This is a genomic window from Roseomonas marmotae (assembly GCF_017654485.1).
GTDB lineage: Bacteria > Pseudomonadota > Alphaproteobacteria > Acetobacterales > Acetobacteraceae > Pseudoroseomonas > Pseudoroseomonas marmotae.
Genome location: NZ_CP061092.1, coordinates 115,747 through 140,969, shown reverse-complemented (window position 1 = coordinate 140,969; position 25,223 = coordinate 115,747). Strand labels below are relative to the sequence as shown.

At 65.2% G+C, this 25,223-nt stretch carries 23 protein-coding genes and 3 pseudogenes; 15 read left to right on the top strand and 11 right to left on the bottom strand.

Features of this window, described 5'->3' with window-relative positions; genetic code table 11:
• Positions 1-214: 214 nt before the first annotated feature.
• Positions 215-418: a cold-shock protein gene (locus IAI58_RS17605; RefSeq protein ID WP_207451002.1), complete on the top strand. Its 204-nt coding sequence runs from the start codon at positions 215-217 to the stop codon at positions 416-418.
• A gap of 130 nt (positions 419-548) precedes the next feature.
• Here IAI58_RS17605 and IAI58_RS17600 read toward each other — a convergent pair whose 3' ends face one another.
• Entirely contained in the window at positions 549-1,793 is a 1,245-nt protein-coding gene (locus IAI58_RS17600) for a PAS domain-containing protein (RefSeq protein WP_207451004.1), read from the bottom strand.
• Positions 1,794-1,985: 192 nt separating this feature from the next.
• Between IAI58_RS17600 and IAI58_RS17595 the strand changes: the two genes are divergently transcribed.
• On the top strand, positions 1,986-2,243 hold the full coding sequence (locus IAI58_RS17595) for a hypothetical protein (protein WP_207451006.1): 258 nt from the start codon (positions 1,986-1,988) through the stop codon (positions 2,241-2,243).
• 161 nt (positions 2,244-2,404) lie between these two features.
• Complete coding sequence (locus IAI58_RS17590) at positions 2,405-2,719, top strand: hypothetical protein (RefSeq protein WP_207451008.1); 315 nt, start codon at positions 2,405-2,407, stop codon at positions 2,717-2,719.
• An 18-nt stretch (positions 2,720-2,737) separates the two neighbouring features.
• Here the strand turns inward: IAI58_RS17590 and IAI58_RS17585 are convergent, their stop codons facing one another.
• The 3 genes from IAI58_RS17585 to IAI58_RS17575 all read right to left on the bottom strand — a co-directional run bounded on the left by IAI58_RS17585 (position 2,738) and on the right by IAI58_RS17575 (position 5,812).
• Entirely contained in the window at positions 2,738-4,090 is a 1,353-nt protein-coding gene (locus IAI58_RS17585; protein ID WP_207451009.1) for a hemolysin family protein, read from the bottom strand.
• Between the two features lie 642 nt (positions 4,091-4,732).
• Positions 4,733-5,173: a hypothetical protein gene (locus tag IAI58_RS17580; RefSeq protein WP_207451010.1), complete on the bottom strand. Its 441-nt coding sequence runs from the start codon at positions 5,171-5,173 to the stop codon at positions 4,733-4,735.
• 60 nt (positions 5,174-5,233) lie between these two features.
• Positions 5,234-5,812 carry a hypothetical protein gene (locus IAI58_RS17575; RefSeq protein WP_207451011.1) on the bottom strand — a complete coding sequence of 193 codons (579 nt, stop codon included), beginning with the start codon at positions 5,810-5,812 and terminating at the stop codon, positions 5,234-5,236.
• Between the two features lie 816 nt (positions 5,813-6,628).
• Between IAI58_RS17575 and IAI58_RS17570 the strand changes: the two genes are divergently transcribed.
• From IAI58_RS17570 to IAI58_RS17560, 3 genes are all read left to right on the top strand, one after another.
• A complete protein-coding gene (locus IAI58_RS17570; RefSeq protein ID WP_208776123.1) occupies positions 6,629-8,215 on the top strand; it encodes a sensor histidine kinase in 1,587 nt (528 codons plus the stop codon).
• Positions 8,212-8,850 carry a response regulator transcription factor gene (locus tag IAI58_RS17565; protein WP_207451013.1) on the top strand — a complete coding sequence of 213 codons (639 nt, stop codon included), beginning with the start codon at positions 8,212-8,214 and terminating at the stop codon, positions 8,848-8,850. Before IAI58_RS17570 ends, IAI58_RS17565 begins: the two co-directional genes overlap by 4 nt.
• Before the next feature lie 83 nt (positions 8,851-8,933).
• Positions 8,934-9,299, top strand: a complete 366-nt coding sequence (locus tag IAI58_RS17560; RefSeq protein ID WP_207451014.1) for a response regulator transcription factor — start codon at positions 8,934-8,936, stop codon at positions 9,297-9,299.
• A gap of 43 nt (positions 9,300-9,342) precedes the next feature.
• Here IAI58_RS17560 and IAI58_RS17555 read toward each other — a convergent pair whose 3' ends face one another.
• Together IAI58_RS17555 and IAI58_RS17550 are read right to left on the bottom strand one after the other, a co-directional pair.
• Complete coding sequence (locus tag IAI58_RS17555) at positions 9,343-9,594, bottom strand: hypothetical protein (protein ID WP_207451016.1); 252 nt, start codon at positions 9,592-9,594, stop codon at positions 9,343-9,345.
• A 164-nt stretch (positions 9,595-9,758) separates the two neighbouring features.
• Positions 9,759-10,073, bottom strand: coding sequence for an MBL fold metallo-hydrolase (locus tag IAI58_RS17550; RefSeq protein ID WP_207451018.1), 315 nt, complete (start codon positions 10,071-10,073; stop codon positions 9,759-9,761).
• Positions 10,074-10,190: 117 nt separating this feature from the next.
• Between IAI58_RS17550 and IAI58_RS23335 the strand changes: the two genes are divergently transcribed.
• From IAI58_RS23335 to IAI58_RS17535, 4 genes are all read left to right on the top strand, one after another.
• A complete protein-coding gene (locus IAI58_RS23335; protein ID WP_272874895.1) occupies positions 10,191-10,316 on the top strand; it encodes a hypothetical protein in 126 nt (41 codons plus the stop codon).
• A gap of 756 nt (positions 10,317-11,072) precedes the next feature.
• On the top strand, positions 11,073-12,257 hold the full coding sequence (locus tag IAI58_RS17545) for an HlyD family secretion protein (protein ID WP_207451020.1): 1,185 nt from the start codon (positions 11,073-11,075) through the stop codon (positions 12,255-12,257).
• Entirely contained in the window at positions 12,254-13,822 is a 1,569-nt protein-coding gene (locus IAI58_RS17540; RefSeq protein WP_207451022.1) for an MFS transporter, read from the top strand. Before IAI58_RS17545 ends, IAI58_RS17540 begins: the two co-directional genes overlap by 4 nt.
• 232 nt (positions 13,823-14,054) lie before the next feature.
• Positions 14,055-14,834: an alpha/beta fold hydrolase gene (locus IAI58_RS17535; protein ID WP_208776121.1), complete on the top strand. Its 780-nt coding sequence runs from the start codon at positions 14,055-14,057 to the stop codon at positions 14,832-14,834.
• Positions 14,835-15,217: 383 nt separating this feature from the next.
• Here IAI58_RS17535 and IAI58_RS17530 read toward each other — a convergent pair.
• Positions 15,218-16,179: pseudogene (locus IAI58_RS17530) on the bottom strand (IS701 family transposase).
• Positions 16,180-16,251: 72 nt separating this feature from the next.
• On the opposite strand from IAI58_RS17530, the gene IAI58_RS17525 reads away from it, so the two are divergent.
• Positions 16,252-16,887, top strand: coding sequence for a LysE family translocator (locus tag IAI58_RS17525; protein WP_207451474.1), 636 nt, complete (start codon positions 16,252-16,254; stop codon positions 16,885-16,887).
• A gap of 665 nt (positions 16,888-17,552) precedes the next feature.
• Here IAI58_RS17525 and IAI58_RS17520 read toward each other — a convergent pair.
• Both IAI58_RS17520 and IAI58_RS17515 read right to left on the bottom strand, forming a co-directional pair.
• Positions 17,553-18,125, bottom strand: coding sequence for a hypothetical protein (locus IAI58_RS17520; protein WP_207451476.1), 573 nt, complete (start codon positions 18,123-18,125; stop codon positions 17,553-17,555).
• A gap of 282 nt (positions 18,126-18,407) precedes the next feature.
• Positions 18,408-19,682 (bottom strand): Zn-dependent hydrolase, encoded by a 1,275-nt coding sequence (locus IAI58_RS17515; RefSeq protein WP_207451478.1) that lies wholly within the window; start codon positions 19,680-19,682, stop codon positions 18,408-18,410.
• A gap of 282 nt (positions 19,683-19,964) precedes the next feature.
• On the opposite strand from IAI58_RS17515, the gene IAI58_RS17510 reads away from it, so the two are divergent.
• From IAI58_RS17510 to IAI58_RS17500, 4 genes and pseudogenes are all read left to right on the top strand, one after another.
• On the top strand, positions 19,965-21,185 hold the full coding sequence (locus IAI58_RS17510) for an IS256 family transposase (RefSeq protein WP_208776107.1): 1,221 nt from the start codon (positions 19,965-19,967) through the stop codon (positions 21,183-21,185).
• Positions 21,186-21,677: 492 nt separating this feature from the next.
• A pseudogene (locus IAI58_RS23115) lies at positions 21,678-21,935 on the top strand (transposase); the annotation flags it as partial.
• A 62-nt stretch (positions 21,936-21,997) separates the two neighbouring features.
• Entirely contained in the window at positions 21,998-23,158 is a 1,161-nt protein-coding gene (locus tag IAI58_RS17505) for an IS30 family transposase (protein WP_208776119.1), read from the top strand.
• A 17-nt stretch (positions 23,159-23,175) separates the two neighbouring features.
• Positions 23,176-24,049, top strand: a pseudogene (locus IAI58_RS17500) (IS3 family transposase); the annotation flags it as partial.
• A 1-nt stretch (position 24,050) separates the two neighbouring features.
• On the opposite strand, the gene IAI58_RS17495 reads toward IAI58_RS17500, so the two are convergent.
• Both IAI58_RS17495 and IAI58_RS17490 read right to left on the bottom strand, forming a co-directional pair.
• Complete coding sequence (locus IAI58_RS17495; protein ID WP_237182703.1) at positions 24,051-24,527, bottom strand: helix-turn-helix domain-containing protein; 477 nt, start codon at positions 24,525-24,527, stop codon at positions 24,051-24,053.
• A gap of 371 nt (positions 24,528-24,898) precedes the next feature.
• Positions 24,899-25,099: a recombinase family protein gene (locus IAI58_RS17490; RefSeq protein WP_207451212.1), complete on the bottom strand. Its 201-nt coding sequence runs from the start codon at positions 25,097-25,099 to the stop codon at positions 24,899-24,901.
• Between the last annotated feature and the right edge of the window lie 124 nt (positions 25,100-25,223).

The following is a 25,223-nucleotide window of genomic DNA, read 5'->3' as shown; positions in this document are numbered from 1 at the left end:
GACACCCGTAAAATGCGGAGCTTATCCTTGAGAGAACACCAAAATAAAACTTGCCATATGAAATAGGGACATCTATATAGGCGTTGTCAGTTTCGTTGTTCCGGTTTGCGTCTCCTACCCATTCATTTGGGTTCTGAGTGTTTCCGTTTCAAATTGAAGATGATCCGCCGCGCAATATCGCTCGGCGGCATTCCGTTTTGATCGGAATATTCTCATGGCAGTCGGCACCGTTAAGTGGTTCAACAGCACCAAGGGCTTCGGCTTCATCCAGCCTGAGGACGGCTCCAAGGACGTCTTCCTGCACATCTCCGACGTGCAGCGCGCCGGCATGGACGTTCGCGAGGGCGACAAGATCGCCTACGACGTCCAGAGCGGCCAGCAGGGCAAGCTCTCGGCCGGCAATCTGCGCCAGGCCTAAAGGCGGGGCGGCCGTCTGGCCGCTCCCCATATAGCCATCGCAGCGCTCGCGCTGTGATGGGCTTCGAGCCTCGGTTGGACCTCCAACCGAGGCTTTTTCTATGGGTTCCGACTTGGCAGGGCCGCGCCTTTCAAAGCTGGTCGCTATAACCGGCTGCGGTGCTGGGATCCGGGAAGGTCACGCTCACCGCTGTTCCCGTTCCACTCTCTCGGCGCACAATTTCCACCTTGCCTTGGATCTGCTGCGCCAGGGTCTCGATCAGCTTGAGGCCCAGTGAACCCTTCCTCCGCGACGGCGGCAGGCCGATGCCATCATCCTCGATCCTCAGCCTGACCAAGCCATCGTCAGCAAGGCTCAGATCAACCAGGATCCGACCCCGTCGGCCCTCCGGAAAGGCATGCTTGAAGGCATTGGTCACTGCCTCGCCGACGATGAGCCCGAGCGGAATGACGACGTCTGGCGACCAGACAGCCTCCTCGTCGGCCTCGACTTCAACCTCGATCTGACCTGGCTTGGTCACCAAGCCCTCTACCATGCTCTGGCCCAGCCGCAGCAAATAGGGCGCGACCTCGATCGTATTCGGCGTCTCACTCTGATAAGCCAGCATTTCGTGCACTTCGCCGATGCGCATGAGCCGCCCCGTGGCCACGTCCAGCGCTGACCGAACCAGTGGTTCTGACTGCCGAGCCTGAAGCTGCAACAGCGCCGTCGCGAGCTGCAGCGCGTTCTTGGTGCGGTGATGGACCTCCTGGATCAGAAAGTCACGGAAGCTCAGCGCCACCTCGCCTTCGGCCAGACTGTCGCGCAGCAGGGCCTCTGTGCGCCGGCGCCGCTCGACCTCTTCTTCCAGCTTGTCCTTGGCATGTTGCAGCCGCTTCGTGCGGGCTGTCACACGCCGGTCCAGTGTCGCTTTCGCTTCCCGAAGCTCCTGCTCCCGATGCACCCGGTCGGTGATGTCGAGGAAGGACACGAAGTGGCGGACAACCCGGTCATTCTCGACCATGGGATCAACCAGGGCCGCCACCCAGATCTCGCGCCCATCCTTGGTGTGGAACAGGATATCCTCGGTGAACTCGCGGCGGGCCGCCACGGCGTCCTTGATCCGCTGTGCCACACTAGGATCGGTGTGCCGCCCGATCAGGAAGAAGTAATCCTGCCCCAGCACCTCTTTCCGGTCATAGCCGCACATCTGCAGGAAAGCGGCGTTGCAGTAGATGATCGGGTTACCCGCGACGTTCGGGTCTGTGATCGCCATCGGCATGCGCGTGGCGTCGAAGGCTTCGACGAAGGGACCACCCAGGGCTGCCAGATCAACAACAGCGCGTTCTGACTGCGCCTGGCCCTGGCGGGTTCGGGACTTCTTCTGCGCGGGCACGGCGTTCTCCTGGATTGGGATCGCCGTTCTGGGGAGCAGCATGGATCTTATAGGGCACAGCAGAGGGAATGCCCAGGATCTGTGAACCGATGCGGGCTACCCGCCTGCGCGTCCCGCTGCCATCTATGAAGCCCGATGAGCACGCCGGACCGGTGTTGCTTGAGCGCCGAGGAGCGGCCAAATGAGCGCGCCATGGCCACCATCATCTTCGGCATCGAACTGCTTGCGACCTTCACAGCCCTTGCTGCCGCATGGCTCTGGTTCCATGCCAGCGGCGGCCGTGTGCGGCGCGTTCACACCCGTGACCTCATTGACGGCGGGGACATCAATCGCCTCGTCGTCGCCATGAACCGCGCCCAGATGCTCAACCGGCGTGCTGCGCTGGCGGCGACGGCTTCGGCGCTCTTGGTGGCGCTCCTGACCGCGGCCAACATCATCAAGGGGCGATGAGCCAGCTGCACCGCCGCACAGAACCTGCCGCGCCAACCTGCCTGGCGCCGCCGGGAAGGCACCGTCTCGCTGCGATCCTACTGCTGGTGAGTCTCGCCTTCGGGGCTCCCGTGCCCGTCCAGGCACGGGATAGGGACGCCACCTGCTCCGGAAGGGTGCACGTGAGCTTTGTCTACGCTGTGATGCTCAGGGCGGACGCCTACGAGTACCGCGCCCACCTCCGCAACCTGACCAGCCGGACCATCGGCTGGACCCTGACGGTCGGCTCATGGCCGGATGGAGTGAGCCCGCCGCTTGAGCATCCGATGCGGGGCTTTCTTGGCCCGCATCGGAGCGAGACGCTGCGGATCGGCAGGGGCCCGACCGCCGCCATCAATCTGGCAACGGTCGAGGTGCTCTATGATCGAGAGGGCGGCGCCGCACCCTTCATCAGCCTGACCGGCTGTTCGGAACGCCCGCCCCATCCGGCGGGATAACCCACCGCATTCCAATGCTCAGGCCGTGGGCGGCTGCACTATGGGCGGAACAGGCCCGGCGCCGGGGCGGCGGAGCGCCACGTCCACGTTACCCGTTCCGACAGTGGCGAGTACCTTGTCGATGCGGCGCCCGTCCAGGTCGACGACCTCGAAGCGCCAGCCATGTGCTTCGACCGCCTCGCCGACCTGCGGCAGCCGGCCCATCGCGTGCAGGACGAGCCCGGCGACCGTCTCATAGCCGCGCTGGCCGCGCAGGTTGATCTTGAGCCGGTCGGCCATTTCGTCGGCGGGCATCCACCCCGCCAGGAGCCAGGAGCCATCGTTGCGCTGGACGGCGGCAGGCTCCTCGCCCGCGTCAATGTCCGATTTGAAGTCGCCCACGATGGCGCCGGTCAGATCGGTCGGGGTCACGATGCCCTCGAAGTCGCCATACTCGTCAAGCACCAGCGCCATCGGAACATCCGCCGCGCGCAGGGTCGCCAGCAGGTCCAGGGCGTCGGCCGTGTCGGGTACGACGGGTGCCAAGCGGGCCAGGGCGCGGATGTCCATCGGCTCGCCTCGCAGCATGGCAGCCAGAAGCTCGCGCGACTGAACCACGCCGATCATCCGATCCGGCGACCCGTCGCCCACGGGCAGGCGGGAATGGGGCGTGCGCATCAGGACGGCATGGATGGCTTCGTCACCCGCCGCGGCATCAATCCAGTCCACCTCGCCGCGCGGCGTCATGACACCCCGCACAGCGCGGTCGCCGAGCCGCAGCACGCCGGAAATCATCCGGCGTTCGGCGGTCTCGATGGTGCCGTGACGTTCGGCCTCGGCGACCAGGGAGCGCAGGTCCTCGTCCGTCACCTTTTCCTCCGCCTCCTCTTTCAGGCCCAACAGGCCGAAGATGAGGTTGCTGGAGGCGTCCAGAAGCCAGACCACCGGCGCTGCCACCCTGGAGACGATGCGCATCAGCGGTGCCACCCGGCAGGCCAGACCCTCTGGGTTGCGCAGCGCCAGGCGTTTCGGGACCAGTTCGCCGACCACAATGGAGAGGTAGGTCACCAGCGCCACGACGAAGCCGAAGCCCAGGGGGTTGGCGACACCAGCCGGCACACCGAGGCCAAGCAGGATCTCCGTCAGCCGCCCGCCCAGCGCCGCGCCGGAGAAGGCGCCTGCCAGGACCCCCACCAGGGTGATGCCGATCTGCACCGTCGACAGGAAGCGGCCGGGATCCTCGGCAAGGTCCAGCGCCGCCTGGGCACCCGAACGGCCCTCGGCGGCCAGCGCCCGCAGCCTTGGCCGCCTGGCAGAGATCACCGCGAGCTCGGAAAGGGAGAAGATGCCGTTCACGACGACAAGGACCAGAACGACGGCAAGGTCGAGCAAGTATTCCTCCTGAGGGCCGCCGCGAAATGTCAGGACGACATCCCATGAGGCAGCCCGATATGTGGCGCGTCGTAGCTTATGGCCTCAGGCCAAGGCTGACGTCACCACGGCCCGGACAATAGCACGGCCCGCAGGAGGAGGAGATGCGGCTGAGGTCAGCTTTTGTACTGTGGCGCCCCTGCAAGACGCCGTTCCGCTTCCGGCCAGTTTTTGCCGCTCCTGAGCCTGCCCTCTGCCCGATAACTCTCTTACGGGTGTTATGGGTCTGTTCAGGGCCGAATGGGTGGTGTGTTGTGGTGTAGCCGCCGGGGCGGGATGGTGAGACGCCTACCCCGCTGCCTGCGCGTTCCTTACTCCGTCCAGCACCGCCTCGTGCGTCGTCAGGATCCGCCGCAAGGTGGGTTTCCCTTTGTCGCTCGCCTCGGCGATGCGCCCGTGCATTTCCCCGATCCCATCGTCATCTGCTCGGCCAAGTCAGAAAGCCGCTCCTGCAACTGCTCGTCATCGCCCTTGAGCGCGGACGCAGTGCTTATGACGGAGCTGCCTTAAAGGCATTTGCTCGGTTCAGCGCATCCCAACGCGGAAAGCGGCGAGACTGCTGCCTCGCCGCTCTTCCAGGAGCGCTCTCGATGAAGGGCTGGCCTAGTTGACCCGCACCGGGGACTGACCATTGACCGTCTCGGCCAGAGCGGAGCCACCAGTGGCACTCTGCTCGTACCGGATCACCGGCTGGCCGTCTTGGTTGTCCACGATGGTAGCCACCCCGGCACCCCAGCCCTGGCTGGCTGCGCCATGGTACGCGATCACAGGCTGACCACCCTGGTTGTCGATGATTAGCGCCGTGCCGTTGGAGATGCCTGCGGCATGCGGCTGCGAGGCCATGAACTGCTCGATATTGCTATCGCCACCATCGGCCATGGCCAGGCCGGAGAAGGAGGCCAGCAGAGCGGTAGAGAGAAGAAGCTTACGGAACATGATGAAAGGTCTTTCAGGTTGTGTGAAGCGGCTTGTGCCGCTCTGTTGGGAAGCAAATATGAATTGGCTATGCGCGACTGAATGATTGGCAAAATAGATACCCGTCATCAGCCCAGATGATCACGCGACGGAAAGCCTATCGTTTGCTCAGGAAGGCAAGCCAGGGTGTCAGCCCTGCCTCGGGGAGGGAGGGCGTTCTGTGCCTTGGCGGCCGGGCCTTGTCCTGACGGCCGCTCTTGGCAACCATCTGCTATGCGCCGCTGGTAAGAGACGCTGCGGGATGCTTGCCCTTCCCCAGGGCGCCGGAAGCCAGATATCCCACTCATCCAGATCAGTCAGGATGGCCGGCATCGCCCCCGAGTAGACGGCGCCTATCTCAGCGCCGGGCTCTGCAGCCAAAAATCCAAAGAGATCGGCTGTCATCTTGCTTTCAGTGTCCACATGCCGGTCCGGGCCGACCAGCACGCTCTGTCCATCCTGCACATCAAGCGCAGGCCGCACGTCGGCTTCGGAAGCAGTAAGCGACGACAGCAAGCTCTGGACCGATACCGCCCTGTATCCAGCATCTTGCAGTAGAAGGATCACCTTGCTCCAGCTTGATCTATCGGCCCCGGCGACATGGGTCAGGACAATGGCCCGCGCGGGCACTTTGCCTTCATCTTGCGCAGAGATAGGAGCCTGATAGGCAAGAGCCAACCCGCCCAGGACGACGAGCGCGATGCTCAAGGGCGATGAATGAATCCGCATCGACTGTCTCCTCGTGCTGCCGCAGCGGGATCACTTCCGCCAAGAGACAAAGGTTGTTGTCACACGAGGAATATCGCGCACGCACCGACGCCGGGGGAGTCATACTCAGGTTTGGCATCGCCTGCCGTGCACCCCAAACATGAGTATAATTGCAGGCCGCGTGCCGGTCGGGGATGGAGGAGAACTGCCTCGACGGAGGGCTAAACCCCATGACCCCGAGGCTGGCCATGTCAAGACCGATCCTGTGCACGATCCTCCCGACGATCTGGGAGCCCAGTCTGTTCAACGAGAGCTATCACCAGATGCGTACCATCTAAAGTTTCCGATGCAGATGGTCTCGATCAAGGCGTGCTGTATCAAGGATCCGTTCGGACACGCTGGTTTCGACAACATGATCCCCGCATCTCGGCGGCGCCGCAGTCGTACCGCCACCTCTACCGGATGCGACGTGGTGGCGAGGTCGATCCGGACCACTGTCTCGATGGTTGTCCCACAGGCGTCAGCAGCCATCGAGATGATCATCTCCGGATGGCCAGAAGCGCCTTCAAACATGCTTGTTAGCTCAACCGGACCGGCAAGCTCCGCACCGCACTTCGCGCCTTCCTATTGTCTCCTTAAGCAGGATCCTCGATCGCGGCCACGGTATCAGCTCAGCACCAGGCACAGGGGAATGGACGCAAGCTCAATGGACATGACAGCAACCCGGCCTGGCAGCGCAGCCTAGTCGAGCGGCTATCGCAGCACATGCTTCGCGCTGCACTTGCGGCACTGAGGCAAGTAGCGTGCAGGGCAATACCCGAACGTGACGAAACGTTGATGAGACGAAATCAATCGATTATCCTGCTGCCCCAAGCGGATCGATACAGTGAATTGCAGGAGGCGATGATGCGTGACGATGCCGCCGGAAGCCGACTGGCGCACCGGGTCTATTGCGGCGCCGCGCTGCTCGTCGCGCTCTCGATCTTCGCGCTCGATGTGCTGAGCCCGCTTCAGGGCGCAGTTGCGGTGCTCTACACCTCGGTCGTCCTGCTCGCTTCTCGCGCCCACGGGCGTATGGAAATCCTTGCCGCCGGAGCGCTCGGGGCCCTGCTCGCCCTGATAGGCTATGCCTTCACCCATGTCGGCGAGCCGCTCGGATCGGCAGCGGTGCGCCTTGGGGTGAGCCTCGTCGCGATCGGAACCACGACGCTCCTGTGCTTCCGCAACCAGGTAGCCGCCGAGGAGAAGCGCGAATCCGAACTGCGTTACCGCACCATCTTCAATGCCGCCGCCCTGCCGATCTGGGAAGGCGACTGGTCCGCTGCCTATACGATGCTGCATGGCGGTCGGATGCCGGATGCGGAGACGCTGGACCGGATCGCGCGCAGCGCGGTCATCCGCGACGCCAATGATGCGGCGGCGCGCCTCTTCGGCCTGCCCGATCGCTCGGCGCTGATCGGCAATACAATCATCCGGCATCATACCCCTTCGGCGGAGGCCGCGCTCGTCCGTGTCATCCGGGCCTTGCTGCGTGGCGAAGCGGTCATCAAGGAGGAAGCCCAGTTCCTCACCCTGTCAGGCAACATCGTCGATGTCATCATCCATGTCACGCTTCCGCCCAGCGACGGCGAATGGAAGCGGGTGCTGCTGATGGCCATCGACCTCACCGAGCGCAACCGCGCCGAGCAGCGTTTCAACCAGGCACAGGCCGAGCTCACCCATGTCTCACGCGTGACCACCTTGGGGCAGCTCGCCGCGTCAATCGCGCATGAGGTGAACCAGCCGCTTTCGGCGATCATCACCTATGCCAAGTCGGGCCAGCGATGGCTGCGCCGCGAGACACCGGATCCGGTGGAGGCCGTCACTTGCCTTGAGCAGATCGCGTCCAACGGCGCCCGTGCCGCCGATGTCATCGCCCGGATCCGGGCCCTCGCGCGCAACGCCGAACCACAGCAGGAGCCCTTCGCGCTGCAGGCGATGGTCGAGGAAACCGCGGCGCTCCTGAAACGCGACCTCGATGCCAACGGCATCAAGCTGCACCTGAAGTTCGTGGACGGCCTGCCCCTCGCTTTCGGCGATCGTATCCAGATCCAGCAGGTGCTGATGAACCTGATGATCAATGCCGAGCAGTCGATGGGGTCCAACCCGGCGGATCAGCGCGCACTTTGCGTCGAGGCGTGGCGGGATGACGACCGCCTGCGGATCAGCGTGAGCGATTGCGGAACGGGCATTGCCGGCGATCCAGAGCATCTGTTCGTCCCCTTTTTCACGACCAAGCCTTCCGGCCTCGGCATGGGGCTGTCGATCTGCCGGTCGATCATCGAACGACATGGCGGCACATTGGGCGCGGCCAATAATCCGGAAGGCGGTGCGATCTTCACCTTCGCGCTTCCTGTGGTTCAGCAGCATGAGGCAGTGACATGACCGATCGCGGCCAGGTGTGCGTGATCGATGACGATGCGGATATGCGCGGAGCACTGGGCAGCCTGTTCCGATCCGCGAACTTCGACACCAGGCTCTATGAGACGCCCGAGGAGTTTCTCGCCGCAGGCCCTCCCGGCATGCCTTCCTGCCTTGTCCTGGACATTCGCCTGCGGGGGGAAAGCGGGCTCGACTTCCAAGACCGGCTCATCGCCGGCGGCATCGCGATTCCGGTCATCCTGATTACGGGGCATGGCGATATCCCGATGACGGTGCGCGGCATGAAGGCCGGCGCCCTCGATTTCCTACCCAAGCCATTCAGCGACGAGCAGATGATCGCGGCGGTCGCAGCCGCAATCGAGGCCGATCGCATCCGGCGCCTGAACGGCGCCGAAGCGGACGCGCTGCGGCAGCGCTATGCTCGGCTGACACCGCGAGAGAAGGAAGTGATGGCGCTTGTTGTCGCCGGGTTGATGAACAAGCAGGTCGCGGCCCGTATGGCACTGTCCGAGATAACCGTGAAAATCCATCGTGGAAACGTCATGCGCAAGATGGAGGCGCAGTCGCTCGCCGATCTCGTGCGAATGGCCGAGCTGCTCGAGGTGCGCAACCAGACAGTCCACCGGTATAATGTTTGAGTATGATGGCACTTTGGCCCTTGGGCGCGTTTGATGCGTGGTGATCCGGCGTCTCTCATCGTTCTTTTTGGAGTAACCACCGCGTGCCCCGACCTTCGTTCATCGCCATTGTCGACGACGATCCGGACGTTCGTGCTAGCCTGGCCAGCCTGATGCGTTCGGCCGGACTGGCGGCGCGCTGTTTCGAGGGAGCGCGCGAGCTGCTCACCGATCAAGACGCGAGAGCCTCGGCCTGCGTCGTCACCGACCTTCACATGTCCGATATGAGCGGACTTGAACTCCAGAGCGAGCTTGCCCGCCGCGGATGGCCGCAGCCGGTGATCTTCATGACGGCCTTTCCCACGGACACCACGCGGACCCAGGCCCTGGCTGCGGGGGCCACAGCCTTCCTGACCAAGCCGATTGACCCGGACGCCCTGCTCGACGCGATCAAGAGCGCTATGCATTAGAGCCGCGGCGGCACCGTGGGCCGCCAGTGCTTGCCTCGCCATTTCACCGCGTGCGGAAGGCGCGCTCAGGCCCGGAAAAACCGAGGCCTCGGCGCTGCGCCTTGGCCTTATTCGCTGCGGCCCATAGCGATCCGGTATTGGCACGGCCCGGATATAGCGCGAGCATCGCATCGTAGAGTTGGCACGCGTCGGCGGTCGTGCTGTCGATCCGGTTGAAGTCACGCAGATACTGGCGCGTTTCTGCAATGATCCGCAGATCGTCGTCATTGCCGGGAATCTTGGGACCGGCGATCACCGCACGGGGCTCCAGCGCCGCTGGCCTGTCGAGCGCAGCGATCCATTCAAGTCTGCTCTCGGTATCGGTCTCGCTAAGATGGGGATGGACGCCGTTACAGACGTGCCGCCGCCGATTAATCCGATCGAGTGGTAGCGGTCCGGCCGGTTGCCACGATCCTCAACTCACACCCTTCCAGCTGCAGCATGCGCTCCTCGGGCGGGTCGGCGACGCAGACCTGCTCCGGAATCTGGAAAGAGCCGCCGCCAGAAGCCGTCTTTCCATGCCTGTCTCGGCTGGCCGCGCATCGCCTCCACCACCGCGGGGAAGGCGACCGCCCGCGCCTCCGGAAAGCGGGCAAGCAACGCTGGCAGCCCGAGGAAATGCCCGCCATGCCCGTGGGTCACATAGACGGTGGTGAGGCTTTTGCTGCGGCCGACCAGCCAATTGACCAGGATCTGCGACTCTCCGATGGTCGTGAACCTATCCACGAGGACCAAGTCGCGCGGCCTGGATCAAGGTTGAGGAACTCGCTACCCACACTCCACGGTTTCGGGTGGCAGGCCCCCTCAAGGCTCGGCTGTTGGACGCAGAGGACATGCCAGCGGAGAGCCTGGATGGTGGTGGAGATTGACGTCATGGAGATTTCCTTGTTCCAGCCGGCCCATTCTCCAGGTCGGTCGCGCATGGGCGCCGGCGAAGGCGCGCAGCACCAGAAGTCGGTGCTGATCGCGGGAAGCTAGTCATGCAGGGCGCGCCGGTCGACTGTACGTAAGGAGGCTCCCGCGCGATCGCCGCGATGCCCGTTCCTTCGGTCGCACCAAGCAGATTGCGCTGGCCCGCCACGCGAATGCCGGGCGTGCCATCGATGGGCAACGCGAGACTCGTATAGCCGAGAGGCGTCTCCGCTGCGGTGAGCAGGATGGTCACAGCGGTATGGGCAGTGGGCCGCCTCATGGATGCTCCGGTATTGCCTGTCGGCAGCCTCGGCCTACATCCGGTCCGTTTCAAATCCAGGGATCTGAGGCAAGCGAGCGTTTCCTCCGGAGTGCCGAGCTCGGATCAGCCTTCTGTCCTCCTGGAGCCAAAGGCCATTCCCCGCGTGAAGCATACGGAGGTTTGAAATCCCCTCGGCGGATCCCACCCTGTTCCCAGCGTGTCCACCAGTCTCACCAGATCGGCCAGCGACCTGGCCTCCATCTTGCGCATGACATTGCCGCGGCTGGGCCGCGGCAGCCGTCCCGATCAGCTGCACGCGCCAGTTCGGGGATGCTTCCCACGCCCGGCCAGCATTCCGGCCAGGCGCCACGCTGCAGCGCAGAAACCTTCGTATGATAGAGCTGGAGGAATGCGAACCCTTATCAAGGGGCTCATCACCGGCGTTCCACGGCCCGTCCGATGCGCGCTTCAGCTGGAGAAGCCGCTTCACTGCGGATCCAGCCGCGAAGGGCTGAATGCGCAATGGACTACCGACCGGAACAGGCGATGGAGGATTGCGCATGGAAAGCATTGCCTTGAGCGGACCCTATCCAGCCGCCTCTTCCGACCTCGCCACCTCTCGGATCGCGCCGGTCCCGCAAGGCCCGGAAGACGCCTCCGGTGTGGGAACGGCGCAATCGCCGCAGCAACCGGCCCGGCCGCTCCGGCACCTCCTGCCGAATCTCCTGCCCCTCGTGCTGGCTGCCCTGCTCTGCGGCGGGATCGCGCTGGGTTGGGACGATTGGGTAGGTGGCGCAGCCACGCAGTGGACGGACGACGCCTATCTTGCGAGCGACCTGACGCCGCTCGCAGCCCTGGTGGCCGCGCCGGTGAAGCGGGTGCTTGTCGACGACTTCCAGGCGGTCCGGAAGGGTGACCTCCTGATCGAGCTGGATGAAAGAACCTATGCTGCGGCCCTGGCCCAGGCGGAGGCCAATGTTCGGGCGTCCCGGGCGGCCCTCGACGACCTGAATGCACAGCAAGCGCTGCAGGAAGCGAACATCGCCTCGGCTGAAGCGGCGGTTGCAGGCGCGCAGGCCGGCGGGCACCGTGACTCCCTGGAGGCCGCGCGACAGCAGCAGTTGCTGGCCAGCGGCATCGCCGGCACGCGGCAGAAGGTGGAGCAGGCCGAAGCTGCGGCTCAGGTATCGGCGGCTCAGGTGGCCCAGGCACGGGCGGGCGTCGAGGCAGCTCGCCGGCAGCTCGCCGTCCTTCAGAGCAAGCAGCCGGAGTTGGAGGCAGCTCTCGCTGCTGCGGAGGCATCCCGGGACCTCGCGCGGATCAATCTGGGCTACACGCAGATCGGCGCGCCGACGGACGGCGTGGTGAGCCAGCGGCGCGTGTTTCCCGGCCAGTATGTCGGTATCGGCACCCAGGTGATCTCGGTTGTGCCGCTTTCGCGGATCTATGTCCTCGCCAATTTCAAGGAGACGCAGCTCGGCCGGATGCGCCAGGGGCAGCCGGCCGATATCCGCGTGGATGCCTTTCCTGGCCTCGCGCTGAAGGGGCACGTAGCTTCCTGGTCGCCCGGCACCGGCTCGCAATTTGCCCTGCTGCCGCCTGACAATGCCACGGGCAACTTTACCAAGGTGGTGCAGCGGCTGCCCGTCAAGATCGCGCTCGACCTTGGGCCTGACCTGATCGGGCGCCTCCGTCCCGGCATGTCGGTCGAAGTGACGGTGCATGTCGAGGAGCCGATCCCGTGAGCGCGACAGTGGCCGCCCCAGCCGCGGCGCCGAGCGGCGCAACGCCTTCCACGCACCCGCTGGTCGGGATCGCCGCGGTACTGCTTGGCGCCGTGATCTCGACCCTCTATGGGCGCATCACGAGCCTGGGCTTGGCCGATATCCGCGGCGCCGTGCATGCGGGCTTCGACGAGGGCGCCTGGATCCCGACCGCGGCAACCGTCGCGCAGATGTTCATCGGGCCGCCGGCGGCCTGGCTGGGCATGGTTCTGGGGGTGCGCCGTGTCCTGATGGCCTCTGCCATCATCTTCGGAATCGCTTCGGCCCTCATCCCCTTTTCCCCCAACCTGGAAACCCTCCTGTTCGGGCAGGTCGTGGCAGGGCTGGCCTGCGGAACCTTCATTCCGCTGGCCATCGGCTTCGTCATCCGGAACCTGCCGCCGGCCTGGTGGCCCTACGGCATTGCCGCCTACGGGCTGAACCTCGAGCTCTCGCTCAACATCCCGGCTTCGCTCGAAGGCTTCTACCTGGACCAGCTCAGCTGGCGCTGGATCTTCTGGCAGGGTGCGCTGCTGGCAGCTCCGATGGTGGCTTGCGTGGCCTATGGGATGCCACGCCAGCCGGTGGACAAGCTGGGCGCCCGTATGGGTGACGGGTGGGGCATGCTGCATGCGAGCATCGGCTTCTCCCTCGTCTATGCGGCATTGGATCAGGGAAACCGGCTCGACTGGCTGAACTCCGGCCTCATCTGCGGGCTGCTGGCGGGCGGTACCGTGATGATCGCGGCCTTCATTGTCAGAGAGGTCACGGCGCCGAACCCGTGGCTGCGCCCGAGCCTGCTGCTGGATCGCAACCTGGTCCTGATCGCGGGGCTGCTGGTGCTCTACCGCTTCGTGCTCCTGGCAACCGCCCTGCTCATCCCGCAATACCTGACCACGGTACAGGACTTCCGCAGCCTCCAGGTCGGGAGAGTCCTCATCTGGGTTGCCTTGCCGCAGTTCCTGCTCGCCCCCCTGATCGCCGCCCTCCTGACGCGCGTGGACCCCCGGATCGTGTTTGCCGCGGGTATGACGGCCATCGGCGTGGCCTGCCTCATGTGCACGCAGATTACCGGCACGTGGCAGACGGGAGAATTCCTGCCATCGCAGATCCTGCAGGCCTGCGGGCAGTCCATGGCCCTGATCTCTCTGGTCCTGTTCGCGGTGCGGAACATGCGCCCGGCGGATGCCCTGGCGCTCGGCACCATCCTCCAGACATCCCGCCTCCTCGGAGGTGAGCTCGGCAGCGCCTTCATGCAGACCTATCTGCGCGTGGCCGAGCAGGCGAACTCCTACTTGCTCGGCCTCCACGTCCAGTCCGGCAGCGGCCTCGTGCAGGAACGGCTCGCCAAGCTCACGGCTGCCTTCATCGCGCGCGCTTCCAGCGCGGTGGAAGCGCCATCCCAGGCCGTATCGGCACTCAGCCTACAGGTGCGTCAACAGGCCACCATCCTCGCGATCGCCGATGGCTTCACCGTGGCAGCGCTGGCCGTGATCCTTGCACTCGTCCTGTCCTCGCTGCTCCGCCCCAGTTCCGGGAGCAGGTGAGCGATGCAGGCTTGGCACCTCCTGTCACCCGGCGGATGCGGCAGGACATCCATGCCGGATACCCCGGCGCCACCATGCGCGCCGGCAGATCCGAGCGTGGTGGGCGAGACCGCGCCTCATCATCCGCCGGTGATGTGGCCATGGACGATTCCTCCTTGCCCACCGTCTGGCCCCTCTACGCCGGGATCCATCCGGCCATCACGCCACCCCCAACATTGAATGAGGACGTATCATGACAATGAAGCGCCGAACCTTTGCCGCCGCATTGCTGGCCACTGCCGCGGCGCCCTTTTTCACCTCGGCCCGCGGGGCGGCGGCTGCCCAAGCCGTTAAGGCGCATAACGTCGTCCTGGCCCATGGCCTCTTCGCCGATGGATCGTGCTGGACCGAGGTGATCGCCCGCCTGCAATCGGCGGGGCTCAATGTCACCGCCGTCCAGAATCCCCTGACGACGCTGCCGGAAGCGGTGGCCTCGGTGGAGAAGGTCCTGGCGCGGCAGGACGGTCCGACGGTTCTGGTCGGGCACTCCTTCTCCGGCATGATCATCACCGAGGCCGGGGTTCATCCCAATGTTTCCGCCCTTGTCTATGTCGCGGCGCGAGCGCCGGATGCCGGAGAGGATTATGCCGCGCTCGCCGGGAATTTCCCGGCGCCCCCGGCATCGGCTGGCATCGTCTTCGACGGGGATGAGGGACGCCTCAGTGAGGCCGCCTTTCTGCGCAACTTCGCTGGCGACGTGCCGCGGGCAAAGGCAATGGTTCTCTACGCCGTGCAGGCCCCCTTCCAGAAGGCGTTGCTCACCGGAAGGACGGCGTATGCCGCCTGGCGTTCGAAGCCCAGCTTCTACGCGGTCTCTTCGGAGGACCGCACGATCAATCCGGATCTTGAGCGATTCATGGCACACCGCATGGGCGCCCGGGTAGTCGAGCTGGCATCCAGCCATCTCTCAATGATCTCGCACCCCGACGAGATCACCGCTTTAATCCTGGAAGCGGCGGGTCGCGGCACCTAGCACTACCTGGGCATTTTATGATGAGGTGACAGGAACCTGCGTCGGCAGTGCGGACATCGGATCGGCGTGACGAGATGGCTGAACAGGCGGTCGAGAATGGCGCGTCGCACGGCGGGCAGGCTTGGTGAGGGTGGCGGGCCCGGCATTGGGGGCCGCATTTTCCCCCCGCCTCGTCCGGCGGTGCGCGGCGAGGCGGAGGTGCTGCAGGTAGGCACAGGCGATGCAGCTCATCAACGCGTGTCGGTGCAGGCCTGTCCAGGACCGTCCCTCGAAGTGGCCGAGCCCGAGTTCCTGCTTCAGCTGCTGGTGCGCCTGTTCGCAGATCCAGCGTCCTTTGATGGTGGCCGCCAGCGCCCGCAGCGGTGTGTCGGCGGACAGGTTGCTCAGATAGTACTTCCGCTCGCCGCTAGAGCGCCATTCGCCGACCAGCCAGGCTTCATCACCCGGCAGATGCCGGTTGTTGCCCCAAACCGCGCCGTCGCCCACCCGGATGCGCGCCGCGGCGAACCGGGCCGCCAATGCGCCCTTGGTACCCTGCCGCCAGGCGATGCGGCGCCAGGTTTGCGAGGCCAACACCCTCTCCCCTCTGCTGGCTCTTCGTTCGGCACTGGCTTACGAGCCCGTCCCTGCGGCGGCACCAGCTGCACGGCGGCGCTGTAGACCTTCTGGTTGCGCGGGATGCCCACCGCCCAGCGCAGATCCCGAGCATCCAGGCCCTGCCGGAACGCCGCACTTGCGCCATAGCCCGCATCGGCCAGCACAGTGCCGAACCGCACGCCCGCCGCCCTCAGCCGGTCGAGTTCGTCCAGTGCGATTTCGGCCTTGGTTCGCGGCGCCATCGCCGCCTCCGGCACGCCTGCCTGGCACAGCGTGCAGGGTCATCGGTCCACTTCTCCGGCAGGAACAGCCGTAGACCGACCGGAACAGGCACCTCGCCCTGTGCCAGGGTGAGCGACACCAGCGATTGGCAATTGGCCTTCTTGCCGAGTTGGCCGCAGTACTGCGGCAGCACGCCGACTGACATCGTGCCTTTCTTAGGCAGCGCCGTGTCATCGATCACCAGCCAAGCCTGCGGACCGCCGACCAGCTTGTCGGCCTGCTGCGCCAGCACCGACCACAGCGGCGCATCATCCCAGGCGGGGCTGGCGATGAAGTGCTGCAGCTGGTCGTGGCCGCCCAAGCCAAGCCGGGCGGCCATCGGCTGCAGGCTCTTGCGCTCGCCGGGTCCGAGCAGACCCCGCAGGTAGAGCGGTGCCCAGGTGCGGCGGGTCTTGCGCCCCAGAACCTCCAGGAACGGCGCTAGCCAGCGATCCAGATCTGCTCCACCACCAAGGATGCTCGTCATCATCGTCGCCTCCAGCAGGAGGCGTCGCACACCATCAGATCATACGCAAACAAAATGCCCAGGTAGTGATAGATGGGTTTCACGACATTTGCGACCTTCGTGCTGATCGGCGCGGCCCAGGTCGCCAGCCCCGGCCCTTCGACAGTCTTCTTGCTCAACAACGCCATCATGTATGGCCCGCGGCGGGCGATCCTGGTTTTGAGCGGCGATCTAGTGGCCATCGTCATTCTCGCGTCACTCTCGGCCGCCGGCGTCGGAGCGCTGCTGGCAACCAACGTTACGCTATTCACCGCGTTGCGCCTCGGAGGAGCCGTCTATCCGCTCTGGCTCGGCCTTCGTTATTTCCGCGCGCCTTCGGTTGTCGTGGAGGATGGCGATGGCGATGGCATGCCAGCCGGCCAGGACGGCGGCAGCCTCGGCCTCTGGCTTCAGTCCTTCGGGATCGGGATCAGCAACCCCAAGGCAATTCTCTTCTTCGCCGCGCTGTTTCCGCAGTTCGTTCCGGCAGACGGCGGCCCCGGCCTGTTGGCGGTGCTTGTGGGCACCTTCGTGGCGACAAAGCTCTTCGTGCTGGCGGGCTTCGCATTCGGCGCCCGGCAACTTCGCAGTCTGTTTTCCGGGCAGGACAACGGCGCTCTCGGCCGCCGTCTGACAGGAGCCCTCTTCATCATGTTCGGTCTTGGAATGATCTGGCCTATCCTGGCTTGAGGTGCCGCGAAACCTCGGCGGGGGCTCATCCGCACATGTGCGAAATGGAGATGATCCATGGCCTGTTTCACCACCGCTGGCGCCATCCGGATCTTCTACAAGGATCGGGGTGCTGGTCAGGCCATCATCTTCACGCAAGGCTGGCCCCGCTCGTCAGACGCCCAGGATCGAGGACCGCACACAAGCCTCCCGCATACCTCGCTGCCAAATTGCCGAACACCGTGCTGGAGCAAGCAGGCGTTCCGCGCAGAACCTTCTGCCTCTGGTACGGCCGCTATCCCGAGGAGGCCCGAAGGCGCTGGAAGATCGGTGCTCGGCGCCAAGCTGGGCGCGGAGCCGTGTTTCGGCCGACATTGATAACCGGATCGTCGAGCTGCTCCTGGAGCAGTTCAGGCTGTCGCCACGCGCCCCCTGTCGGGCGCTTCACCGAGGAGAGCACTACTTCGTTTGGGAGGCCACGGTTTACCGGCTTTTGAAGGCGTATGATCTGATCACCCGCCCGGTATAAATAGTGATCAAGGCTGCCGATGCGTTCCACACCGAGACTGCCGGTCAAACGAGATGTTGGCAAACTGACTTCACCGCCTTCAGGATCAGTTACTTGGCTCCGTCCTGGGCGGCCACCAGTTCAGTTCCCGAGGCTGGGTGGCCACGAAGATAAAGGCTCAAGCCGGCGCCGCGTCTGGAGATATTGCCATGGACAGCCTGAAGCCGCGAAGGAGGCTTGCGTCCTGCTCAGACGCATGGGCCGGCATCAGCATGATGGGAGAACTCTCTCCCATCTGCGACAACATCTCGGGCAGGCTGATGAGGGTAACCAGACCCCTCACGTAGCGAATGCCCTCATCCTCCTCCTGCGCGCCGGCGCCGAATGGCACCGTCGCGGTTCCCTCCGGCTCAGGCGCGGTCTCATGACCGGAGGCGCTGCTGAAGCCTCGGATGGAGACTGCCCCTCGCTTCTTCTCCACAACCCATCCACGGATGCCGGGTCCGTCGTTCCGCCGCGCCTCGAGCCAGAAGAGCGGCGGCAGGACGTCCAGCACGGCCGGGGAGCGCGACACCTCGGAGAGGGCCAGCCCGCGTGCCAGACCTACGATATCATCGCCGATTGCCACGGCGGACGCGCCCTCCGCACGCAGGCGCTGCGCCGCACGCCGGACGTCCACGGGTGCGTGACCGCTGAGCATGGCGACCAGCAGGCTGGCCTCGGGGAATCTCAACTTCGGCATCTCCGACATCCTGCGCCTTCTCCGTGCCGCCCAGTGATGCCCGAAGGCGACGGGCGGCGCCAACCCACCGGGACGATCAGTGGCGGCGGGGAGCTGATGGGGGCCCGGCCGGCGCCCAGTCGTGGTGCCCTCAACATGGTGCGAGCAAGCCATCTGCCGGATCGGCCCCCGCCGATGACCCGACGGGAGCGTGACCTGCGCGACGGTGCCGCACCCGCTCGGCTCCAGCATCGGGGAGGGTGAGCGCCTCAACCGGCCACGGCACGTCGCGGAGCGGACAGTCGGGCGTGTTCAGGCTGATGCCTCCACCATCCAGCCCGCCAGAACACCAATGCCGGCCATCAGGTCGTCGATCTCCATGGCTTCGTCCGGGTTATGGCTACCATTGACATTGCGCACAAAGATCATGCCCATCGGGACACCCATGGCGGCGAAGGTAGCCGCGTCATGCGAGGCGGGGCTGCCCAGCAGCTGCCAGTCCAGCCCCTGCGCGACCGCCTGCCGCTCCAGGCAATCGCGGATCGCCGGCGCCACCGGGCCGACTGGCGCGGAGGCCCGGGCGCCCAGCGCGAAACGGACGCCACGCCGCGCCTCGATCTCCGCCACAAGCTCCAGCACCTGCTTCTCCAGGCCCGCCAGCACGGCCTCGTCATAGGCCCGTACATCCAGGCTGAGCAGGAAGCGGCCGGGCACGCTGGTCATGCCGTGTAGCGCGGCATCGGTGTGGAAACGGCCGATGGTGGCGGCCATGGGGATGCCGGCGGTCTCCTTCTCCGCCCAGATGCGGTCGAGGCCCGTGGCGAAATCGGCGCCGGCCAGCGCGGCATCCTGGCGGAAGCGGCGGGGCAGCCCGACATGCGCCTGCTCGCCCGTGACGATGATATCGGGGTAACGGAAATTACCGGGAATGCCGGTGCCGATGGCGATGGGCCGGCCGGCCTTCACCAGGCTCGGTGCCTGCTCGATATGCAATTCCACGAAGCCGGCGACACGGGCCGGGTCCAGGTGGCGCGCGCCGGTGCGCAGCGCCGCGAGGTCTGCGCCCTCCTCCTGCATGTGCCAGGCGAGGCTGCGGCCGCTGTCGATGCGCGTGGCGCTGTCCAGCACCCCCTGCGGCAGCACGCCGAAGGCAGCGCGGCTGCCAATATAGGAGACCTGGAACCAGACGCTTTCCTCGGCCCGGATAGCCATCACCGTGACATCCCGCTCCGGCACGGGGCGCATCGTACGCAGTGCCATCACGGCCGCCAGTCCGCCGACCACGCCAGCGGCACCATCGAAATTGCCGCCATGTGCCACGGAATCCAGGTGCGACCCGGTCATCAGCACCGGCGCCGCGCGGTCGCGGCCTGGAAGCGTGAGATAGGTGTTGCGCGCAGCGTCCTGGCTGACCTCCAGCCCCAGGTCACGTGCCGCCCCGGCCAGCAGGCGGTGCGCGAAGGACTCTCCCTGGCCATAGGGCGCGCGGGTCACGCCGGGTTCGTCCAGTGTCGCATTCCGCAACTGGTCGAACAGGCTTTCCACCAGCGGGCGCGTGGCAGCAACAGCGGCGGCGAGCGATGTCATGTCAGGGTCCTTGTCCGGTGCGGTAGCTGGCGCGCTCATACCCGGCCCATACCATCATCCTGCGCAGGGAGCACCAGCACCCAGTCAAAGGCAGCTTGTCTGGTTGTGGGACCTCCTTGGCATCCTCAACGATGAGGCGTGCGCGGGCGATGTCCTCTGGTCCGGCTCGACCTTCAGGTGTTTCGGGTTTGGGGCGGGCGAGCCTGCGCCGAGCTCGGAGGCGTTGGGAGTGTCAGAAATTTCGTGTGCGGCGGGGCATAGTGGGGACAAAGGAGACCTCCCATGGCCCGACGGAAAGAGCCGCGGATTCCGGATGCGATCCTGGACCAGTTGTTGGCCGGTGCCGATGCCCGATCAGCCTTCGAGCAGGGCGGCCTGCTGGATGAGCTGAAAAAGGCGTTCGCCGAGCGGGCGTTGAACGCCGAGATGGACCACCACCTTGCCGGAGAGGGTGGCGAGGGCAACAGCCGCAACGGCTATGGTCAGAAGTCGGTGGTGACCGACAGCGGCAAGCTGGCGCTGGAGATCCCGCGGGACCGGCAGGCGAGCTTCGATCCACAACTGATCGCCAAGTATCAGCGGCGCTTCCCCGGCTTCGATGACAAAGTCATCTCCATGTACGCCCGTGGCATGAGCGCGCGGGAGATCGTGGGTCACCTGCGCGAACTCTACGGCATCGACGTCTCGCCGGACCTGATCAGCGCTGTGACGGATGCCGTGCTTGATGAGATTGCCGCCTGGCAGAACCGGCCGCTGGAGCCCGTCTATCCAGTGGTGTTCTTTGATGCGCTGCGGGTGAAGATCCGGGACGAAGGGCTGGTACGCAACAAGGCCGTGCACATCGCGCTCGGCGTCCGGGCCGACGGCGGCAAGGAGATCCTGGGCCTGTGGCTGGAGCAGAATGAGGGCGCGAAGTTCTGGCTCCGGGTGATGAACGAGCTGCGCGGCCGGGGTGTCGAGGACCTGCTGCTGGCCGTGGTGGACGGGCTGAAGGGCTTTCCCGAAGCGATCGTGGCGGTGTTCCCGGAAGCGGTGGTGCAGACCTGCATTGTCCACCTCTTGCGGCAGAGCCTGGACTTCGTCGCCTACAAGGACCGCAAGGCGGTGGCCGCGGCGCTGAAGGCCATCTACCAGGCAGTGGACGCCACAGCCGCCGAGGCGGCCCTGGCCGCTTTCGAAGCGGGCTTCTGGGGCCAGAAGTACCCCGCCATTGGCCAGAGCTGGCGCCGTGCCTGGACCGAGGTGGTGCCGTTCTACGCGTTCAGCATCGAGATCCGGCGGTTTCTCTACACCACGAATGCCATCGAGGCGCTGAACTCAAAGCTGCGCCGGGCGGTCCGAGGCCGAGGGCACTTCCCCACGGATGAGGCTGCCCTGAAGCTTCTGTATCTGGTCTTGCACCGGGCGGAGAAGGAGTGGACCATGCCGCCGCGGGAATGGTCCATGGCCAAGGCTCAGTTCGCCGTCCTGTTCGGCGAACGCTTCACCCGCGCCATGGCCTGAGCGTGTTTAACCGCTCCGCCGCACACGAAATTTCTGACACTCCCGAGGCGTTCCCTGACGGCTTGGTCGGGTGTCTCGCCGTTGAGGACGCGCTGGCGGCGGGCGTTGTAGGCGGCGTTGAAGCCTCGGAGCAGCTGTCCGACCGGGCTCGCTGACCGGCGTCTTGTTCGTCCTGACCACTGGTGCTGCCTAGGAGCGGCTGCCGGTGAAGATGGGCTGTAGGGTGGGTATGGCCTGCTGGACCTGTAGGCTAACGACCGCTTTGCCGAGAGGCATGCCGAAGAGCGGACTGGCCGCTCTCGGCCAGCTCCGGCCATGAATACCCGCCCCACGAACTGCTGACTCATTCGTGTGAGGTGCACTGGCGAGAGGCGTGATTCGGTGTGCTCCGAACTGGTGAAGGGCACGGGATGGGCGCGCCATTGGCGATCTGGACTTCCCCGGGAGAAGTGGAGAGCGCTCAGGTAAGGTCATGAGAACCTGGAGGGCGCGATGGGAGATCCACACCAGCGTGGCTGGACGGAGGAGTTCAAGCGTGAGGCGGTCCGACTGTTGTCGACAAGCGGGCGGCCGGTGGGCGAAGTGGCGGCCGACCTCGGGGTAGGCAAGTCGACGCTGACCCATTGGAGACGTCGCCTGCAGGAGACGGAGCTGCTGGCCGGCCCTCACCCGGATGCGGAGAAGGAGTTGGCGCGGCTCCGGCGGGAGAACGAGATCCTGCGGCAAGAGCGGGACCTGCTAAAAAAAGCAAAGGTGGGTTCAACTGGTCAGCGCAACATGATTGATTTCATGATGTTCCGGGAGGATCCACGATGGCGCGAACCGGCCGGCCTGGCTTATCTGCGGAGCAGAAAAGGGAGCTTTGGATCCGATGGAAGGACGGCCAGTCGCTCAGTGACATCGGACGGGCTCTCGGCAAGCCCGCGGGCTCGATCTTTGGTGTGCTGCAAGCCAAAGGCGGTATTGCGCCGCCGCTGCGGCAGCGATCTGCCCGCGCTCTGACGCTGGAGGAGCGCGAGGAGATATCGCGGGGTCTGGTGGCTGGCTTATCTTTACGCCAGATCGCGGCGCAACTCGGCCGATCGCCGTCGACCATCAGCCGTGAGATCGGCCGCAATGGTGGCCGCATGCAGTATCGTGCTATGGCTGCTGATGGACGAAGCTGGCAGCAAGCGTGCCGCCCCAAGCCGTGCCTGCTGGCCACCCATCGGTCTCTGCAGGCCGTGGTGGCAGAGAAGCTGGCGCAGCAGTGGTCGCCACAGCAGGTATCCGGCTGGCTTGAGGTGGAGTACCCTGACGACGAGGCCATGCGGGTGTCGCACGAGACGATCTACAGGAGCCTGTTCATTCAGGCGCGCGGCGTCCTGAAGAAAGAGCTGCTGGCGACGCTCCGGAGCCGCCGTCTGATGCGGCGCGCCAAGACTTCCACGACGGAAGGACAACCCAGAGGGCAGATCATCGGCGCCGTGTCGATCCGCGAACGCCCCGCCGAGATTGAGGACCGTGCTGTTCCAGGCCACTGGGAAGGCGACCTGCTCTCAGGTGGCAAGAACACGCATGTTGCGACCCTGGTGGAGCGCCGATCCCGCTTTCTGATGCTCGTCCAGGTGGATGGCAAAGATACTGAGAGCGTGGTTGATGCGCTGGTCCGGCAGGTCCAGCAACTTCCGCGGGGGCTGATGTCGTCGCTGACCTGGGACCGCGGAATGGAGCTGGCCCAGCACAAGCGTTTCGCTGTTGCGGCGGATGTTGCGGTATACTTCTGTGATCCCCGCAGCCCCTGGCAGCGGGGCAGCAACGAGAACACCAACGGTCTTTTGCGGCAGTACCTGCCCAGGGGATCGGATCTATCCGTTCACAGCCAGGATGATCTCGACACGATCGCCCTGCGGCTCAACACCCGGCCAAGGAAAACCCTTGGCTACAAAACACCAGCCGCTACCCTTGCCCAGGCCGTTGCGCTGACCAGTTGAACCACCACCGCCTTCTTCGCCAAGGAGACAAGTCGATGAAGTTCCGGCTCATCGATGCGGAGAAGGCGACAGCACCGGTGCCACGTCTGTGCAGTATTCTGGGCGTGAGTGCGAGCGGGGTACTATGCCTGGAAGGGGAGGATGGCCAGCCGGCGGCAGCGGGCGGACCTGATCCTCCTGGCTCATATTCGCGGTCACTTCACCTGTTCCAACGAGACCTATGGCAGTCCGCGTATGCATGCCGAGCTGAAGGCCCAGGGTCTCTCGATCGGGCGCCATCGGCTAGCCCGCTTGATGCGCGACAATGGGCTGAAAGCGCTGCAGAAGCGGCGGTTCAAGCGCACCACCGACAGCCAGCACACCAATCCGGTCGCCCCAAACCTGCTGGAGCAGGACTTCACAACCACCGGGCCGGACCAGAAGTGGGGCAGCGACATCTCGTATATCTGGACAGCAGAGGGCTGGCTCTACCTGGCTATTGTGGTTGACCTGTACTCGCGCCGGATCGTCGGCTGGGCCGTGGGTGATCGCTTGAAGAAGGAACTTCCCATGGCCGCGCTGCGAAGAGCCCTGCTGTTGCGCAGACCGCCACCGGGCTTGGTGCAGCATTCCGATCGAGGTGGCCAATACTGCTCGGGCGCGTACCAGAAGATGCTTCGCGATGCGGACATCGCCATCTCGATGAGTGGCAGGGGGAACTGCTTCGACAACTCCATGGTCGAGACCGTCTTCAAGACCCTGAAGGCGGAGATGGTCTGGCGAACCACCTTCCTCACACGTCAGCAGGCCGAACTCGCCCTTGGCCGCTATATCGACAGCTTCTACAATCCGCGGCGACGGCACTCAGCACTTGCCTATCAGAGCCCTTGTGCCTTCGAGGCCGTCGCATAGTTCAACAACCGCTCTCCACTTTCCCAGGGCAAGTCCACACCTTCTCGACAAAGAGCGGGTCATTGGAGAGCTTGAAGGTCTCGCTCCGGTGCGGCTGCAGCCTGAAGGCCCGCCAGATGCGGTGGATGGTCGATGGCGCATACCCGACGGCCCGGGCCATGGAGCGCAGAGACCAATGTGTCGCACCTGGCGGCGTTGTTTCCAGCGTCAGCCGGATGGTATCGGCGATCGCATCATCGCCGATCGTGCGGGGAGTGCCGGGTCTGGGCTCATCGAGCAGCCCGTCCAGGCGATGCACGGCGAAGCGGCGCCGCCACTTCGAGACCGTGTTGGCGTCCGCGCCGACCTCAGCGCCGATCGCCTTGTTCTCCAGGCCCGCGGCGGCGGCCAATACAATGCGGGCCCGGCGCGCCATCGCCTGTCCGGTCTTGTGAGCCCGAGCCAGGGATTCCAGTTCCCGACGTTCGGCCTCACTCAACCTCATCGTTACCGCCGGTCTGCCCATCGCGGCTCTCCCTACGTTCACCCGCATAATCGTAGGAATTTCGCGATCAGGACACTAGAACGTAACAATATCACCTTGCAATGGTGCTTCTGCTCCGAGGAAGCGCAGACATGAAGAGCGGTACTGGCGCTGCCTGGCGGCGAGGGCCACCCTCTGTTGGAGAGCGGGCATCCCGCTATGCGCGCCGCCTTCTCGGCCGGAAGCGGCGCCGGACCTGATTACGGCAACGCTCGCTCAGTTGGACGGCGAGCACGACGGCCAGGAGGACGCTTCGAAAACCTCGTGGTTGAGGCGCTGAGCCGGTTCACTGAGGTCAATCAGTGGGGGGCAGTGGCGATGGCAGGTCAGCCGGGCTTCTTCGATGTCGATGAGCGATATGCGACGCGGCCGCCGGCGGCGCGCACATGGCGCTCAACCGCCTCCTGCTGGGCCTCTAGTCCGAGGCCGCTGGCGCCCTGCTTGTCGGTCGAGACGCGGTAACAGGCGATGAACCCCGGAACGCCGTCCCCGCCCCCCAGCCGCTTCAGCGGGGTTTTGCGGGCCATTCTGGCTCCCGATCATGGGTCGGAGGGGGTGAACACTACGAAACGGTCGTTTGACGAAATGTGCAGGCCACCAGGAGCAGCCTGGCCGCTCATCCACACACGGTCGTTGGTCGGAGCGGAACAT

Excerpts from the sequence above, each read along its gene's own strand:
- IAI58_RS17580 (WP_207451010.1), bottom strand. The coding sequence starts at position 5,173 with ATGACGGGTATCTATTTTGCCAATCATTCAGTCGCGCATAGCCAATTC.
- IAI58_RS17575 (WP_207451011.1), bottom strand. The coding sequence starts at position 5,812 with ATGCGGATTCATTCATCGCCCTTGAGCATCGCGCTCGTCGTCCTGGGC.
- IAI58_RS17510 (WP_208776107.1), top strand. The coding sequence starts at position 19,965 with ATGGCCCGACGGAAAGAGCCGCGGATTCCGGATGCGATCCTGGACCAG.
- IAI58_RS17535 (WP_208776121.1), top strand. The coding sequence starts at position 14,055 with ATGACAATGAAGCGCCGAACCTTTGCCGCCGCATTGCTGGCCACTGCC.
- IAI58_RS17520 (WP_207451476.1), bottom strand. The coding sequence starts at position 18,125 with ATGTCGGAGATGCCGAAGTTGAGATTCCCCGAGGCCAGCCTGCTGGTC.
- IAI58_RS17525 (WP_207451474.1), top strand. The coding sequence starts at position 16,252 with ATGGGTTTCACGACATTTGCGACCTTCGTGCTGATCGGCGCGGCCCAG.
- IAI58_RS23335 (WP_272874895.1), top strand. The coding sequence starts at position 10,191 with ATGGTGGTGGAGATTGACGTCATGGAGATTTCCTTGTTCCAGCCGGCC.
- IAI58_RS17505 (WP_208776119.1), top strand. The coding sequence starts at position 21,998 with ATGGCGCGAACCGGCCGGCCTGGCTTATCTGCGGAGCAGAAAAGGGAG.
- IAI58_RS17515 (WP_207451478.1), bottom strand. The coding sequence starts at position 19,682 with ATGACATCGCTCGCCGCCGCTGTTGCTGCCACGCGCCCGCTGGTGGAA.
- IAI58_RS17545 (WP_207451020.1), top strand. The coding sequence starts at position 11,073 with ATGGAAAGCATTGCCTTGAGCGGACCCTATCCAGCCGCCTCTTCCGAC.
- IAI58_RS17595 (WP_207451006.1), top strand. The coding sequence starts at position 1,986 with ATGGCCACCATCATCTTCGGCATCGAACTGCTTGCGACCTTCACAGCC.
- IAI58_RS17565 (WP_207451013.1), top strand. The coding sequence starts at position 8,212 with ATGACCGATCGCGGCCAGGTGTGCGTGATCGATGACGATGCGGATATG.
- IAI58_RS17570 (WP_208776123.1), top strand. The coding sequence starts at position 6,629 with ATGAGACGAAATCAATCGATTATCCTGCTGCCCCAAGCGGATCGATAC.
- IAI58_RS17605 (WP_207451002.1), top strand. The coding sequence starts at position 215 with ATGGCAGTCGGCACCGTTAAGTGGTTCAACAGCACCAAGGGCTTCGGC.
- IAI58_RS17490 (WP_207451212.1), bottom strand. The coding sequence starts at position 25,099 with ATGGCCCGCAAAACCCCGCTGAAGCGGCTGGGGGGCGGGGACGGCGTT.